At 44.4% G+C, this 16,177-nt stretch carries 13 protein-coding genes; 7 read left to right on the forward strand and 6 right to left on the reverse strand.

Going from position 1 to position 16,177, the window contains the following annotated elements; genetic code table 11:
• From NSQ29_RS23225 to NSQ29_RS23235, 3 genes are read left to right on the forward strand one after another with little or no spacing between them, the layout of a single operon-like run.
• Nucleotides 1-1,854: a sensor histidine kinase gene (locus tag NSQ29_RS23225; RefSeq protein ID WP_341126189.1), complete on the forward strand. Its 1,854-nt coding sequence runs from the start codon at nucleotides 1-3 to the stop codon at nucleotides 1,852-1,854.
• Nucleotides 1,855-3,354, forward strand: a complete 1,500-nt coding sequence (locus NSQ29_RS23230; protein WP_339800609.1) for a response regulator transcription factor — start codon at nucleotides 1,855-1,857, stop codon at nucleotides 3,352-3,354. It begins immediately after the preceding gene.
• Nucleotides 3,326-4,105, forward strand: coding sequence for a spermidine synthase (locus NSQ29_RS23235; protein WP_445164903.1), 780 nt, complete (start codon nucleotides 3,326-3,328; stop codon nucleotides 4,103-4,105). The genes NSQ29_RS23230 and NSQ29_RS23235 overlap by 29 nt, the downstream gene beginning before the upstream one ends.
• Nucleotides 4,106-4,187: 82 nt before the next feature.
• Here NSQ29_RS23235 and NSQ29_RS23240 read toward each other — a convergent pair whose 3' ends face one another.
• The 5 genes from NSQ29_RS23240 to NSQ29_RS23260 all read right to left on the reverse strand — a co-directional run bounded on the left by NSQ29_RS23240 (nucleotide 4,188) and on the right by NSQ29_RS23260 (nucleotide 9,729).
• Nucleotides 4,188-5,075 (reverse strand): sugar phosphate isomerase/epimerase family protein, encoded by an 888-nt coding sequence (locus NSQ29_RS23240; protein WP_341126190.1) that lies wholly within the window; start codon nucleotides 5,073-5,075, stop codon nucleotides 4,188-4,190.
• A gap of 38 nt (nucleotides 5,076-5,113) precedes the next feature.
• Entirely contained in the window at nucleotides 5,114-6,142 is a 1,029-nt protein-coding gene (locus NSQ29_RS23245) for a LacI family DNA-binding transcriptional regulator (RefSeq protein WP_197069744.1), read from the reverse strand.
• A 68-nt stretch (nucleotides 6,143-6,210) separates the two neighbouring features.
• Nucleotides 6,211-7,791, reverse strand: coding sequence for a DUF3502 domain-containing protein (locus NSQ29_RS23250; protein WP_339268871.1), 1,581 nt, complete (start codon nucleotides 7,789-7,791; stop codon nucleotides 6,211-6,213).
• Nucleotides 7,792-7,868: 77 nt separating this feature from the next.
• Complete coding sequence (locus NSQ29_RS23255) at nucleotides 7,869-8,765, reverse strand: carbohydrate ABC transporter permease (RefSeq protein ID WP_197069743.1); 897 nt, start codon at nucleotides 8,763-8,765, stop codon at nucleotides 7,869-7,871.
• A 28-nt stretch (nucleotides 8,766-8,793) separates the two neighbouring features.
• Complete coding sequence (locus tag NSQ29_RS23260) at nucleotides 8,794-9,729, reverse strand: ABC transporter permease (protein WP_339268868.1); 936 nt, start codon at nucleotides 9,727-9,729, stop codon at nucleotides 8,794-8,796.
• Between the two features lie 591 nt (nucleotides 9,730-10,320).
• Between NSQ29_RS23260 and bglX the strand changes: the two genes are divergently transcribed.
• The 4 genes from bglX to NSQ29_RS23280 all read left to right on the forward strand — a co-directional run bounded on the left by bglX (nucleotide 10,321) and on the right by NSQ29_RS23280 (nucleotide 15,329).
• A complete protein-coding gene (gene bglX, locus NSQ29_RS23265; RefSeq protein WP_341126191.1) occupies nucleotides 10,321-12,480 on the forward strand; it encodes a beta-glucosidase BglX in 2,160 nt (719 codons plus the stop codon).
• Nucleotides 12,481-12,511: 31 nt separating this feature from the next.
• Nucleotides 12,512-13,480 carry a metallophosphoesterase family protein gene (locus NSQ29_RS23270; protein ID WP_341126192.1) on the forward strand — a complete coding sequence of 323 codons (969 nt, stop codon included), beginning with the start codon at nucleotides 12,512-12,514 and terminating at the stop codon, nucleotides 13,478-13,480.
• Between the two features lie 193 nt (nucleotides 13,481-13,673).
• Nucleotides 13,674-14,426, forward strand: coding sequence for a 3'-5' exonuclease (locus NSQ29_RS23275; RefSeq protein ID WP_341126193.1), 753 nt, complete (start codon nucleotides 13,674-13,676; stop codon nucleotides 14,424-14,426).
• Between the two features lie 126 nt (nucleotides 14,427-14,552).
• Complete coding sequence (locus NSQ29_RS23280; protein ID WP_340974189.1) at nucleotides 14,553-15,329, forward strand: MerR family transcriptional regulator; 777 nt, start codon at nucleotides 14,553-14,555, stop codon at nucleotides 15,327-15,329.
• A gap of 74 nt (nucleotides 15,330-15,403) precedes the next feature.
• Here NSQ29_RS23280 and aroD read toward each other — a convergent pair whose 3' ends face one another.
• On the reverse strand, nucleotides 15,404-16,168 hold the full coding sequence (gene aroD, locus NSQ29_RS23285) for a type I 3-dehydroquinate dehydratase (RefSeq protein WP_341126194.1): 765 nt from the start codon (nucleotides 16,166-16,168) through the stop codon (nucleotides 15,404-15,406).
• Between the last annotated feature and the right edge of the window lie 9 nt (nucleotides 16,169-16,177).

The following is a 16,177-nucleotide window of genomic DNA, read 5'->3' on the forward strand; positions in this document are numbered from 1 at the left end:
ATGGTATCATTCATCCGGCTAGCCTTAAGAAAAATGTGGTTGTTCCTTGCCAATCTTCCGATGGAGCGAAAACTGATCGTCGTATTTGTCTTTCTGATCTCGCTTCCAATCACTTATGTTAGTTATTTGTCCTCCCGCTCCATGTTCAACTCTGTTCTTGTGAATGCAACGGAAGGCGCGAACCAAATGACATCGAATGCCTCTGATACCATTGACCGTTATGTTGCCGATCTAAAAAGATACACAGCCCTACCGCTGTATAACACCGATGTACAGTTCTACCTAACTCAGCAAAATACCGACTGGGATAAAAGTACTGGCATGGCGATGTTCCTGAGCTACTTGAAGCATACGAAGGAAGAGATCATCGCCGTGTACATGGTGGATCAGTATGGCTCTGTTTTTTATGATAGAGTCCCCGGGATCCACGAGCTGTATCCTGAAGAACGACTAGCCGAATGGAGGACCTTAAGTGAAGAAGCCGGGTCCGCTCCTGTCATTCAAGGCAGACATACAATACGTATAAACTCCAATGTCCATAGAGAGGTTTTCAGTGTACTTCGCACCATTAATTCTGTAAGCACGCTAGATAATATAGGAATTCTCGTATTTGATGTAGACATCAATTTGTTTAAGGGGATCATTGATCCCGTAAACGCAGTTACACAAGGCAACACACTAATTGTAGATAATACCGGAGAACTGATCTATGACGGCGAAGACGCCTCAGACTCGATACAAACTGGCGAGGGGCAAAGTCTGAACACGCAGCTTTTGCTGCAGCATGTGAATCAGCAACAGGATCATTTTCAAATAGAAATGAATGGCCAGTCTTATCTTGCAGTGTACACTGTCTCGAAACAGACAGGTTGGACGACTATGGTTACGATTCCTTTGGCCCGGATCCTGTCACCTGTACAGAAGAATCGCAATGCTCTTATATTAACTACACTGATCATTATTGCTTTTGCACTTTGTGTTGCGACGTTCATCTCACATGCGCTGACCAAACCCCTTAAATCTTTAGTCCGTCTAATGAAACGGGTACAGCACGGTAATCTAGATGTCTGGCAGCACTCCAAATATAATGATGAGATTGGAATGCTTGGCAGTCATTTTAATCGAATGATCATAAGGGTCAAGGATCTGCTACAGGAAGTATCCCTCACTGAGAAGCGTAAGCAGAAGGCTGATATGAAGGCACTTCAGAATCAGATCAATCCCCATTTTATTTATAATACGTTGGAGTCTATCCGTATGCTGGCAGAGAGCAATGATGACCCCCGTGTAGCGAAACTCACCTATTTGCTTGGACTTCAGATGCGTTACAGTATTGTCCGAAGCGAAGAAGCCGTTACGATCAGACAAGAGCTGGATCATGTACGAAATTATTATCATCTGCTACAAATCCGGTTTCCAGATAAGTTCAATCTACACATTGATGTGCCAGAGAAATTTCTACATCTTCCTGTAATCAAGCTTGTCTTCCAACCCATTGTGGAGAACGCAGTTTTTCATGGCTTAGATCAAAAAATAGGTCTCGGTACCTTAAGCATCACCGCATGGAGTGAGCATGGAAAAGTCGTATTCTGTGTAGAAGATGATGGCATCGGTATGGATGCAGCTACCCTTCGTTCCTTAAATAATAGTCTGCAAAATGGGACTGAAAGTGAAATGTTTGGTATTGGCCTACGAAATGTGAATGAAAGGATCCGTCTGCATTACGGCAGCTCATTCGGGCTCCTTGTAGAGAGTAAGCTCGGAGTGGGTACTCGTGTTACGCTGCGCATTGAGGACATTACCTTCACTACTCATAGTGAAGATGATATGAATTACGGAGAGGAGATGCTCTGATTGCTGCATATTGCAATTGTTGACGATGAAATCCTGATCCGCGAAGGTCTGGCCCGAATGATCAGCAAAGAAAACACTGAATTTCTGGTCATCGGCACCTACTCCGATGGGAAACATCTACTTGACGAGTTACCTTCACTTCAACTTGATGTTGTGATTACTGATATTCGTATGCCGCAAATTAACGGCTTGGAATTAATTAAACAATTAAAAGCCAGTCACCCACAAATCCGCTCCATTCTAATGAGTGGATTTGTTGAATTTAATTATGCCAGAGAAGCCATACGCAGCTCTGCAGTAGACTATTTATTAAAGCCAATCGATAAGGAGCAATTATTCGAGCTGCTTTATCAATTAGAGGAAGAGCAGCAGTTCTCTCGTGACAAGGAGGTACGTCACCGTTCTGGTCTCTTACTGACCCTTCTTCAAGGCGACGAGCCCCCTTCACCCTTGCTTTTGTCGAGCCTTACTTTGCCCCAGCCTTATTTCTCAGTCTTTGTGTTCAAAGGAAGATCAAGAGAACCCGTCTGTTTTTGTGTAGACAGTCTGCGGCAAGTGATGGCATTTAGTATCGACAGCTTAGAGATTCAAAATGGACTGCATGTCTGTATCCTGTATTCTACAAAGCAACTCTCAGACAGCGATAGGAATGAAATCGGCGACAGAATCCGTATCTCTGCCAATGGTATGATACTGCATGTAGGTACTAGCAGTTCCTATAATGATACCGCCAAGCTTAGACAAGCATATCTAGATGCTAAGTTAGCCTGCAGCGTCGGCATCTATAATCCTGACCGACTGCACTATGCAAATATTCAGAACATTCAGCAGTCTGAGATAAATATCCTTGAGCCTTTTAATGCGATCAAGGAACCATTAATCCATGATCTGCAGATCCTGAATATGGAGGGTGCTTTAGAACGCGTGCATAACTTATTCTCAGTGCTGAAATCACAACAAGCTGTGCCCGATCAAATTCTCCGTGTCTGTCGATGGGTTATTGAATCTGCGCAGAAAGAATTGCAAGAATTTGAGGCCCTCTACAAAGGTGCACCCTATCATGGGCTGGATGAAAGCATCGCGTCCAGTATGAGCTTCAGTGAAATCGAGCGTAGTTTTACCAACCATTTCTCAAGCATTCTATTTGAGATCAGAGCCCATCGCCTAGAGATGTCCGGTACAGCTGTAGAAACCATAAAGCGCTGGATATCAGCCAACTATAATCAACATGCGGATCTGAACACCTTAGCGAATATGGTTTTTTTGACACCAAGCTATTTAAGTAAGCTGTTCAAACAAGAGACTGGACTTACATTAACGGACTACATCACGGAAATCCGGCTACGTAAAGCCAAGCATCTGCTTAAGAATGCCCCTGACCTAAAGATTCACGAGATTGGAGCAGAAGTTGGATATGGTGATCCTGCCTATTTCAATAAGCTTTTTAAACGTGTAGTCGGCGTTACACCCAATGAATATAAACGAATTTCTATCGTATAAGGAGTTTGATCACTTGCAATCACAGATTCACACGAGCAGCGATAATCATGAAATCACCGTCTATGACACCACAGATCTATACGGTGAACAAGGTGCGTTCCGCGTCATGCAGTTTTCCAATCAGGCCATTCAAGGTGCGATGGATCTCAATCACCCAGAACGAGTTGTGTTTGAATATCCGCGAGCCATCATTCACTTGATGGAATGCAATGCTCCCTCTTTCGAGGATGCCTTTCTTATAGGTCATGGGATTGGAACGATTGCTGGGCATTTTATAGACAAAAGATTTAAAGTAGCTGAGCTAGACAGTGAAGTAGTCGAATTAAGCCGCCGCTATTTTGGATACAACCAAGATAACGTAGTGATCGGGGACGGACGTCAGATCCTTGAAGGTGAAGAACCACAGAACTATGATTACATCATCTTGGATGCTTTCACCGCCGCGGGCACGCCGAGGCACTTAATCTCCAGTGAATTTTTCAGCATCGTGTATTCAAAACTGAATGCCGAAGGGTATCTACTAATGAATCTAATGGGAAAAGGTGAAAATGACCCACATATTAACGCGATTCACACCACGCTCGCGGAAGAATTCACCTATATCAAATCCTTTTCACTGCCTTCAGATGGGGCTGCGGATATCAAAAACATCATTATTATAGGTGGATTTAAGCCGATCCGCTTTCAAGCTCGCCACATGGCAGGCTTTAAAGAAATCCAGCTTGGGCAAGGATATCTTATTCGGGATTAAGCTATGCATATAAAAATGACCTCATCCTCCACTTCACTGTGGGTTTTGAGGTCATTTTTGGGTTGTTACTATCTGATATCCTTTACACCGGATTAGGGACAAAACTGCCACCTCGGCAATACTTCAAATAATTTAGTGCATGTACTTGTCCAGTCATTTCTAGTTCACCCTGGTAGACAGGATCATGCCAGCCTTCAATATCAATAGTTCCCTTATAGCCGGCTTGGCGCAGAATCGATATGATATCCACCCAGTTCGTATCTCCGAAGCCAGGCGTCCGGTCCCACACATAAGGCTTAGGTCCATGAATTCCGTATTCCTTGACGATATCCCAGGCAATAGTGGCATCTTTACCATGCACATGGAACACCTTGTTCACCCATTTGCGTAGCTGCGGAATCGGATCAATGAGACCTATCAGCTGGTGGCACGGTTCCCATTCCAGACCCAGATTGTCTGCTGGTACAGCATTGAACATTTTCTCCCAGGCTGAAGGATTGTGAGCTATGTTCAACTCTCCGGCCTGCCAGTTTCCACCCATAGAGCAATTTTCAAAAGCAATTCTTAAGCCACGATCGGCTGCCCTTTTGGACAATTCACTAAACACCTCTGCAAATCTCGGAATCGACTCGTCAATCGAAGAACCTGGAAGACGTCCGGTGAATCCACCGATAATATCTGTGCCGAATAAATGGGCATGATCAATCAATCGCTCCCAACTGGCGAGTGTGTCAGCATTGTCTCTATCTCCTGAAAGTGGATTGCCATAAATCCCAACAGAAGAGATGACAAAATCATGTTCAGCAGCCAGTTCCCTAAGTCGTGCAGCTGTTTCTACAAGATTGGTTTCACCGGTGGTCTGCCAAAAGTTCAAGTTAAAGGACTCAAACCCATGCTGAACAATTTGCGGAATAACGGCGACGGCCTCCCCGCCACGAACTAGAGTACCTATTCTTAATGTGTCTTGCATTTGGGTTACCACTCCAATGATAGCGTTTATAGTCAGTATTATACCTTAAGTGTTTTGAGCATCTTGCAAGAGCCTCGTTTGAGCAATACCGCATCGTAGACAATATGCTGATGGCCTGATCGTCCAGAAATAAGATCAAACAGGACGCCCACGCTAGATAAGGCCATTTCTGTACCCGGTTGGCTGATCGTATCGAGTGAAGGATGAAAATATTCAGCCATCTCAATTCCGTCAAAGCCAATGATTGAAATATCATCCGGGATAGACAACCCCGCGGTAAGTACAGCTTTGGCAGCACCGATAGCAATCGTGTCAGAAGCCGCAAATATTGCGGTTACTCCCTTATTCCTTTTAAGCAGTCTTCGTGCTGCATCAAATCCCGAGCTAGGACTGTATTCACAATCCTCTACCAGCTGTGGATCATAAGGCAGATTATGTTCTTCCAGTGCTTTTTTGTAGCCCAAATATCGCCGGTTCCCTGTAGTTTCATCCAGCAGTGGGGACTTGGCTAGAAAACCAATATTCTCATGCCCAAGTGAGATCAAATAATTGGTGGCTTTATATGCTTCTTTCAATTCATTAATGGTGACACTAGAAAAGATATCAGGGTCCACCTCTTGTGTAGATGTGATCGTTGTCAGTACAAACGGAACCGTCAGCTGCTTGAATTTCTCTTCGGAATGATTGTAGGTTCCCCCCATGAAGATGATCCCGCATAGATTTTTTTCTTTGATCAGCTGAATCGCCGCATTGATTTCATCCGTACCGTCCTCTACCTGATGAATAAGGAAAGGATAACCTCGCAGATTAGCCTGGCGCTCGATTTCTTTGATCATATTGGAGAAGAACGGATTCGTAATCCCCTTGACCATAAGTGCAATGTTCTTAGACTCCGTAGTTTTTAAATTTCTTGCATTCGAATTGGGAATGTAATTATATTCCTTTACAACATTTAGAACCTTTTCCCGTGTAGCCTTGCTCACCAGCCCCTTGTTGTTGATGACCCTGGAAACCGTCGAGATGCCCACACCGGAAATCCGCGCGATATCCTTGATATTTACGTCCACTATACTCCCCCACTTATGAATAAGGGAGCTATATGAAACTATAGCTCCCTCACACCTTTTAACGTTCTTTAGTTCACCGGAACAAACTCAGCCAATTGCTTTTCTACTTCGGCAATAACCTTGTCAATTCCTGCTTTTTTCAGTTGCTCACGGTAATCCGCTACAGCAGCTTTAGGATCTTTGCTTGTTTTACCAAGCATCAATTGAATACCAAGCTGGGAATTCACGTTGGAGATGGAAGCAATTTCTGTAGTTACATTCGCTGGATCGAAAGTAAAGCCGTTGTATGGATCATTGATAGCCACTTTATCCCACTCTGCGAACAGAGAGTTACGGATTGGGTTCTCTGTGTCCGTAGGAACTACGAATTTGTCATTACGAAGTGACCAAGCAGCGAAACCTCCGCCGTCTGTTTTTTCGTTGAAGCCTGCAGGCTGCTTTTTAACTCCATTTTCCATGACATATTGCTTACCTTCAATACCGTTTTGGATGAGGTTGTAGTAGCTTTCGTCAGTCATGAACTTCTCGATTACCATCAAAGAACGCTCTGGATTCTCAGAGTTGACACTAATTACGGTAGAGTTATCAACACCCATTTTACGTTTAATCTTCTTGTTAGCTTCTGCAAAAGTATAGAAATCAGTTTCTACCCCTGGTAGTGCCGTCTTATCCCCGCCATATTGACCGAGCCAGTCCTGAGTATGCGTCAAGTAACCCGCGGAGTTTGCTGCTCTGAAGTTATCCTTGCTTCCAAGTGATGAGGACAGTACATCTTTGCCCCAGTATCCCTTGTCTGCCCATTCACGCATCTTCACAGCCCAATCTTCGAATTCTTGGGTGTAGGCTGGAGAGAACACTGTTTTGTAGTCCTCTGCGCTCTTAGTCACTAAATTGATTTCATTTGTTGAGATCCCTGGTGCATTAAGCCACTGACCAGTAGTATCTACGAGCATTCTGAACATATTTTGTGCATCTTCAGCTTTACCATTAATAGGTGGGAATGATTCATTGGCAACTACATTGTCCATGTATTTAACCATATCGTCGATAGATGCAATTTTTTCCATACCGTATTTTTTCAGCAAGTCTACACGATAAGCATAACCGCTTGGTGTATATTCGCTATAAAGACTCGGAACACCATAGATTTTACCTTTGACCTTCGTATTTTCCCACACACTTGCTGGAATTTCTGCCTTCAGCTTAGGAGCAACTTTATCGAGCATGTCAGTAATGTCTACCAATGCACCTTCACTTGCTAATGTATAGTAGTTTACCGGTGCTCCAGGAGAAGCATGTGACAAATCAAATGTTTCACCAGAAGCAAATAGCAATGGATATTTCGTTGCAATATCTGGCCAGTCGATATATTTAATTTCTAAAGTTGTATTGATATCTGCCTTGAGTTTTTTGTTAATCTCAGCTAGAATCGCCTTATTTTGAACACCTTCACTGCCCCACAAGTAGTACGTCAGCTTAGCTTCTTTGGAAGTATCGACTCCTCCTGTATTGTTAGCAGATGTTTCTGGTGATTTAGTAGCTGCTGCATCATTGCTAGAAGCATTGTCTTTGGATGATGAGCAAGCTGTAAGTGCCCCCGTAAGCATTAGGACAGCTAGTAAAGAAGACGCCGTTTTTTTACCTTTCATTAGGTAAACCTCCCTTTTTTTCTGTTAATAATGATTGCTTGATTTATAATAAACGCCCTATGAAAAGGAAACGTCCATTAACCCTTTACTGCCCCGATTGTGAGGCCTGTTACGAAGTAACGCTGCACAAATGGATATAGAAGAATAATAGGTCCAGTAGCTAGCACAGCTGTAGCCATTTTAATGGATTGCGTCGGAAGATCAGCAGTATTGATTACCGCCCCCGAATTGACTAGCGCTCCGAGATTCGCCTGATTGACCATTCGCTGCAAGAAGTATTGAAGCGGATACTTCGTCGGATCGTCGATATACAACATTCCGTTATACCATTCATTCCAAAAGCCCAGTGCCGAGAACAATCCAATCGTAGCTAAGGATGGAACTGCTAGTGGAATGAATATCCGCCAATAGATGCGGAAGTCACCGGCGCCGTCAATTGTAGCGGATTCATATAGAGAATCCGGAATAGCTTTCATAAAGTTACGCATTAGGAAGATGGACCAAGCGCCCACTACACCCGGAAGGATCATGGCGAATAAGCTGTCCTTCATATGAAGATGTTTGACCATCAGGATATACGTTGGAATCAAACCACCGCTGAAAAGCGTTGTAAAGTAAATCATAAAGGAGAAGAAATTACGATATTTGAAATCTTTTCGGTTAAGTACGAACCCAGCCATTGACATCATGAATAGTCCAAGTACCGTACCTACTACGGTGATAAAAATCGTAACCTGATAAGCACTTACTAGTTTGCCAGAGTTATTTAACAGCAATTCATAAGCCTTTATTGAGAATTCCTTTGGCCAGAGCTTATAGCCTTCACGGACAATTTCCTGTTCATTCATGAACGAGGAAGAGATCATTAATGCAAAAGGAAATACACAAAATAGTGCAAAGATTGTAATGCAGAGATAGCTGACCGCTTTAATGAGAATACTGCCAGAATCCTGCTTGATTTTTGATTGTTCCACTGATATCACCCCTATTTCGTTTCTGAATTTAGAATAATGCGCTGTCTGGTTCGACCTTACGAACAATAAAGTTTATCACCAGTACCAGAATCAGACCGAATAAGGATTGATAGAAGCCGACTGCCGCACCCATGGAGAAGTTGAATTGCCCCACTAATGAACGGAAGACATAGGTATCAATGATATCCGTCTGCGGATACAGCACGGAGTTAGTACCAATCAGGTTGTAGAATAGGTCGAAGGAGCCTTTAAGAATGCCACCCAATCCGAACAACAGCAATAGAATAAAAGTAGGCTTCAGAATTGGAAGAGTCATGTAGCGAATCCGCTGCCAGGTCGTAGCCCCATCCATATAGGCCGCCTCATACAAATCATGATTAATTCCTGTAATGGTTGCCAAATAGACAATCATACCGTATCCAGTTCCAGCCCAAATCTTAAAGGCAACAATGATATACTTCCAAATCCCAGGGTCAGAGTAAAATTCATAACGATCTAACCCCAAGCTTACAAACATCGTATTAATAAAACCTGAGTTGAAGTTGAACAAGTTGTAGGCAAATACACCGACGATAACCATTGAGATAAAGTTTGGAAGAAGAATGACGGACTGCGTTATCTTCTTGAACCACTTACCTGCTATTTCAGATAACATAATGGCGAAAATGATTTGAATAATATTCCCCAAGGCAAGAAATACAACATTGTAGAGTAGTGTATTTTTAGTAATATTCCAGAGATCACCGTTTTGAAACAGGAACTCAAAGTTCTTAAGGCCAATGAAATTACTACCGAAAATACCTTTATTGAGCTTGTAATCTACGAATGCGACGTAAGCGCCAGGCATTACCGCATAGTGAAAAATAATGAAGTATAGGATTACAGGCAGCAACATTAGAAAAAGCACTTTGTTCTTAATGACTTCCCGGACAATATTTCCACCCGCAAGCTTAATTCTTGCCAATGAGCCCACCTCCAATTTGAAAAATGCATTTCGTCAGATGCATAACTTAGCTTCCTTTCCTGTCCCGCAACCAGCTTAAAACTGATTGCTCATCCTTTATGATAAAGCGTATCGGATGATATAGAAACGTTTCCATAATTTCTTTGAAACTCCCTGTACGAAAATCATACTCCCTAGATGTATGCGCTGTCAATTCATTTTATTTTTGTTTTTCTAGTAATAAAAATCACATTTTACAACCTAAATATAATGAATCGGCCGATTTCACGAAGATAATTGACTTTTTATGGCCTTCGGACTAAGATCGATATGTATCGTTTATGGAAACGTTTCTATCTGTTCTTTCATAAACATGTCAGCCTCTATCTATGACGTCTGACGTTGAACTCCCCGTACCGATCTATTACATGTCTCATCCAATAATATTAATCTGCGTATGCACACGGAACAGGGTATTGAAAGCTATCCTTTACTCGGAATCCTCTCCCGCTTAAAGTAGCGGCGAACAGAAATCGCAAGCGCTTTCTTATTGGTATAGCACATCTAATTTTCACAATAACTATCAATGCGCTCACGAGGAAGGTGTTAACCATGACTAAATCTTTTATCCAAGATCTTGTGAACGATATGACTCTGGAAGAAAAACTGGCCCAATTAACCCAGCTAGGCCCTCACTATTGGGGCTTGGATGATACCGTGGATTTAACCGGCCCATTTAAAGAACTGAACATTCAGCCACAAGTAATGGAGAACATCGGAAGTGTTCTGAACGGTATTGGAGCCAGAAATGTGATTGATCTGCAGACCCGGCATTTGCAAGCCAGTCGTCAGAAGATTCCTCTGCTCTTCATGGCGGATGTCATTCATGGCTACAGAACAATTCTTCCGATCCCGCTTGCGATAGGTTGTAGCTTTGATATGGAAGCTTGCGAACGATTTGCTGAAATTGCAGCCAAAGAGAGCGCAGCTGCCGGCATCCATCTCACTTTCTCACCTATGACGGATCTCGTACGCGATCCGCGCTGGGGACGGGTGATGGAGACATCCGGTGAGGATCCTTATCTAAATGCCCGTGTAACTGAGAGCATGGTACGGGGCTATCAGGGCAAAGACCTAAAAGAAAAAGGGCGGATCGCTGCCTGTGTGAAGCACTTCGCCGGTTACGGCGCTCCCGAAGGCGGTCGTGAATACAATACGGTAGATATGTCCCTCGGCGTATTACGTGAGTTCTATCTACCAGCCTATAAAGCTGCTGTAGATGCTGGTGTAGCCATGGTGATGGCCGCATTCAATACGATTGACCGCATACCAGCAAGCGGTAATTCCAAACTTCTCCGGGGAATTTTGCGTGAGGAATGGGGCTTCAACGGCGTTACCATTGCCGACTTCAATTCCGTCAATGAGCTAATCCCCCATGGTGCAGCTGAGGATGGCCGTGAAGCAGCGGAGAAAAGTATAGCTGCTGGACTTGATATTGAAATGATGTCCACCCATTATCTAAACCACGGTGCCGGTCTGGTCGAGGAAGGCAAGCTGGATGTCTCTTTGATCGATGAAGCCGTTATCCGAGTGCTGGAACTTAAGGATGCCCTCGGCTTGTTTGACAATCCGTTCAAGGATGCAGACCCGTTAGTAGATGAGGCGCCCACGCCGAGCACGGAGAATTTGCAAGCAGCTAGAGAGCTGGGTGCCAGCTCAGTGGTACTGCTGAAAAATGACAATGACGCTCTGCCCCTTAAACGCGGTATGAAGATTGGATTGGCTGGTCCCTTCGCTACCTCTATTCATGTGCTGGGCGGCTGGTCTGGAACGGAAAAAGACCCGGCCGTATCACTCTACAACGGCATTTCTCAAAAAACATCTGCCGCAGATATTATTACGGCCATGACTGGTGAGCTGGGAAGCATGCTGGAGGGTGTTTTTGATGTTGAGGATGAAATCGAAGAAGCCTTCCAGCGCCTAAAGGATTGCGATGTAATTCTCGCTGCTGTAGGTGAGAATCAGCAGGATACCGGGGAAGGCGGAAGCAAAACCAATCTGCGCTTGTCGACCAATCAGGAGAAGCTGATCTGGCGTTTGAAAGATACCGGCAAAAAGATTGTTACCGTTGTATTTAGCGGCCGACCACTGGAACTAACCCCTGTTCTTGAGGCCAGCGACGCTTTGCTGCAAGCCTGGTTTCTGGGTACAGAATCCGGAAACTCACTAGCTGATGTGCTGTTCGGAGATTATAATCCATCCGGTCGTTTATCTATGAGCTTCCCTTACTCGGTTGGACAAATTCCTATCTATTACAATGCCTATCAGACGGGGCGTCCCTATGATCCCCTATATCCCAATGTACGATATGTAACTCGATATCTGGATTGCCCTAATGACCCTCTCTTCTGCTTTGGCTATGGTCTGAGCTATTCCAGTTTTGATTACAGCAACTTCAATGTTGATGCTAAGGGTCGGATTGTTGCCTCCATTGAGGTGGAGAATACTTCAGACATCGCCGGTAAGGAAACCGTTCAACTCTATATCCATGACGTCAGCGCAAGTGTCGTTCGCCCGGTCAAAGAACTAAAGGGCTTCCGGCAAATTACACTCGCAGCGCATGAGAAACAAGTAGTTTCTTTCGAGATCACTAGAGATATGCTAATGTTCTACGGAAAAGACGATCAATTGGTCTACGAGCCCGGAGAATTTGATATTATGATTGGTAGAAACTCCGGAGATCATTTCACACAGCGGATCTGGATCGGCTAACAATATTACACAGTAAGGGAGATACCCCCCAATGAGACACAGCTTATCATTTCAGCAAGATGGAACCTTGAAAATTGTACAGTTCACTGATCTTCACTGGATGGATGGAAGAGCCGAAGATCAGCGTACTCGGGAACTGATGGAACGCGTTCTGGAAGCGGAACAACCTGATCTTGTGGTCTTCACGGGAGATCTGATTTACACTGCCCCTGTCTCACCTGGTGAACAGGCGTGTGAAGACCCTGCCCAAGCATTTCGGGATGCTGTCGCTGCTGTTGAGAAAACAGGTACCCCTTGGGCCTTCGTATTTGGCAACCATGATACAGAAACCCTGATTTCCCGCAGTGAACTGATGCAGATTGCATTGGAACATCCCCACTGTCTGGCCGAAGCCGGTCCAGAGGATCTTGAAGGCTCAGGCAATTACACACTTGAAATAAAAGATCAGGATGGCCATGCGGCCGCTGTCCTTTATTTTGTTGACTCCGGCAGCTACTCCGAGATGGAGCATATCCCTGGCTACAATTGGGTTAGCCGAAATCAGATTGACTGGCTAACTGCTGAATCCGCTAGATTGAATCCTAAAACTGCTGAGAACAGGCTGCCTGCATTAGCTTTCTTCCATATCCCGATTCCCGAATATCGTGAGGTCTGGTCTACACAAGTCTGTCATGGGTATAAGTATGAGCGTGTATGCTCACCTGAGGTTAACTCGGGATTATTCTCGGCTTTGCTTGAAATGGGTGATGTGCTGGGCACCTTCTGCGGACATGACCATATCAATGATTTTACGGGCAGCCTGTATGGCATACGTCTTTCCTATGGCCGTGCTACCGGCTACAATACTTATGGAAAAGAAGGCTTTATGCGGGGCGCACGCGTCATCAGACTGACCCAAGGCACCCAAGACTTCGATACCTGGCTTCGTCTTGAAGACGGATCTGTCCTGCTGGAACAGCCAATTCATCAGCCTGAACCTGCTGCCGGTTCAGAACATTAATCGTCTTACTTTATTGTCTGCAATCTTTTTGCTCATTAATAGTTATAAAAAGAACCCGCATAGTGCTGGTTCTTTTTTATGTTCCAATATTAGCTTGTTCCCATATTCCCCATTACATCGCTTTTTTTGTTAAAATAGAGTAGTCGACGTATTAAGCACTACAGCGTCAGTCATGGAACGGAGGCAAGTACCTGTGGATTATATTATTCTGGACATCGAATTCAACGGCCGTAAGTTTGCCAGCGAGCACCCTATGGAGGTCATTGAAATTGGAGCTGTCCGGTTAGACTCTTCATTGCAGTATAAGGATGAATTTTCTTCCTTGATCAAACCCATATATTTCTCCACCCTTAATTCTTTCATTAAGAAAAAAACCGGTATTCCTCAAGAGGAAATCGATATCGCAGCCCGCTTTCCGAAAGTAATCACTGCGTTTAGAGAGTGGCTTGATCTAAGTACGGACGGAGTGCTGCTGCTTACTTGGGGCGGCGAGGACATGAAGCGAATCATTCAGGATGTGCGTATGCACAAAATGGACGATTCCTACTGGATGTCCGCAACGTATTTTGATTTACTGAAGGGTGTGCTGCGAGCTCGTGGCCTAAGCAATGATATCAGTGTCGAAGGTGCGATGGCTTTATTTGAACTTGAACCGTCTGGATCTGCTCACCGTGCGTTGGATGACGCAAAGATGACTTCGGAAATCTTCCGCGCTGTGTTTAAGGATCTGGATTTTGAGCGCTCACAGCATTACGTAGATACCTTTTCTAATGCCAAAGAACGCAAGACGGTCAAAGTCGCCATTAAAGCGATGAACTCACAAAAAATAGTACCTACCTGGGACCTTGTTCTCGAACATTACTTCTCAGACAAAACAACCCTAGCTGATTCTCGCAAATTAGAGGAATTACAGAATTATTTTGCGGTGCAGATGGGTCAAAAATAACTTCAACATCAGCAAATCATAGCAGCGGCAGTCTTCCCAATGATCTTCAGCGGGTAACTGCCGCTGTTTGGGATACGCTAAAAAAACATTTGACCTTCACGCTACGTAAAGGTGTACATTGAATTTGTGGGAGGTGATACTACGGAATACACAGTACAGAAGCTCGCTGAGCTAGCTGGAATCAGTACGCGAACCCTGCGCTACTACGACGAGTTTGGCATTCTTAAGCCGGCGAGAATCAACTCCTCGGGGTATCGTATCTATGGCCGCACCGAAGTAGATCTTCTACAGCAAATTTTATTTTATCGAGAGCTTGGCTTAAGTCTGGAACGTATCAAAGCTATTATGACTGAACCGTCATTCGACGGAGCCAAAGCGCTACGGGAGCATCATGACAAGCTGCTTGAAAAGAGACATCAATTAGATCTATTAATCGCTAACGTCGAACAGACGCTGGCTCACCAAGAAGGGAGAATGACTATGAGTGACGCTGAAAAATTCGAAGGCTTCAAGCAAAAGCTGGTAGAGGATAACGAGAAGAAATACGGTCAAGAAATACGGGAGAAATATGGGGACAGCACCGTAGAACAATCCAACAAGAAGCTTAAAGGTATGACTGAAGAACAATATGCGGCTATACAGCAGCTTGAGGAGGAAATGTTCGAGACACTTGTGCAAGCGATGGAGCATGGAGATCCTGCCAGTGTATTGGCGCAAAAAAGTGCTGATCTACACCGCCAGTGGCTCTCCTTCTACTGGGATTCCTATTCCAAAGAGGCACATGCCGGTGTCGCGCAAATGTATGTGGATGATGAACGTTTTACCAAGTACTACGACAAGCATCGCCCTGGACTTGCAGCGTTCCTAAGAGATGCCGTTCACGTATACACGGGAACAAAATAATAAAATAGAAATAGAGCGGCACCGGAAATCCGGTCGCCGCTCTATTTCTATTATCTGAACCTCACTGATAGCTCCTATAGACTGCGATGCAGCAGTGACAGTATATTTCGCAGCTCAACCACAGCTACCTGTCCAGGCGCAGAGGGCTTATGCGCCGCTCCAAAGGTAAGCGCTGAACCGAATATTTCACCGGCTAGACGGCTAATGACCCCAGCTCCCGCCATGGACATTGTAATAATCGGGCGATCTGCATATTGTTCTTTCATCATATGGGTAGCTTCTAGTAAAGTCAGTACATCCCCCGCATCCTGAGGCATCACCGCGATTTTAGGCAAGTCCCCGCCAAGCTCCTGTGCCTTGCGTAATCGCGAGATGATCTCCTCTTGAGAAGGTGTTCCATGAAAATCATGATTCGAGATAATGACAGACACGTTATGAGTATGAGCAGTCTCGACTAGTAGCTTTACATCCTGTTCCTCATTGAATAATTCAACATCAATTATATCTACTAGACCACTTTCAGCTGCAGCTATATTCAGTGCTATGTAATATTCTGTGCTAACCTGCTTCTCGCCGCCTTCTTTGGCACTCCGAAAAGTAAAAATCAGCGGTAACTCTGGAATTACAGAATGGATTTCTTTTAGTGCTAAATTGACCGCCTCTACGTCTTCAACTTCATCAAAAAAATCCGTCCGCCACTCCACTAAATCGGGACTAAGCTCTTTTAATGATTCGGCTTCCTGTTTTAGTTCAGACAAGGTAGCTCCAATCAACGGAACACATATTTTAGGGATTCCTTCGCCAATGATCACATTTTTAACGATTACTGTCCTGCTCATTATTTCAGC

It is taken from the genome of Paenibacillus sp. FSL F4-0236 (genome assembly GCF_038000135.1).
Classification (GTDB): Bacteria; Bacillota; Bacilli; order Paenibacillales; family Paenibacillaceae; genus Paenibacillus_AQ.

Bases quoted from the DNA above. Each gene is read 5' to 3' on its own strand.
- NSQ29_RS23240 (WP_341126190.1), bottom strand. From the start codon at position 5,075: ATGCAAGACACATTAAGAATAGGTACTCTAGTTCGTGGCGGGGAGGCC.
- aroD (WP_341126194.1), bottom strand. From the start codon at position 16,168: ATGAGCAGGACAGTAATCGTTAAAAATGTGATCATTGGCGAAGGAATC.
- NSQ29_RS23235 (WP_445164903.1), top strand. From the start codon at position 3,326: ATGAATATAAACGAATTTCTATCGTATAAGGAGTTTGATCACTTGCAA.
- NSQ29_RS23270 (WP_341126192.1), top strand. From the start codon at position 12,512: ATGAGACACAGCTTATCATTTCAGCAAGATGGAACCTTGAAAATTGTA.
- NSQ29_RS23225 (WP_341126189.1), top strand. From the start codon at position 1: ATGGTATCATTCATCCGGCTAGCCTTAAGAAAAATGTGGTTGTTCCTT.
- bglX (WP_341126191.1), top strand. From the start codon at position 10,321: ATGACTAAATCTTTTATCCAAGATCTTGTGAACGATATGACTCTGGAA.
- NSQ29_RS23250 (WP_339268871.1), bottom strand. From the start codon at position 7,791: ATGAAAGGTAAAAAAACGGCGTCTTCTTTACTAGCTGTCCTAATGCTT.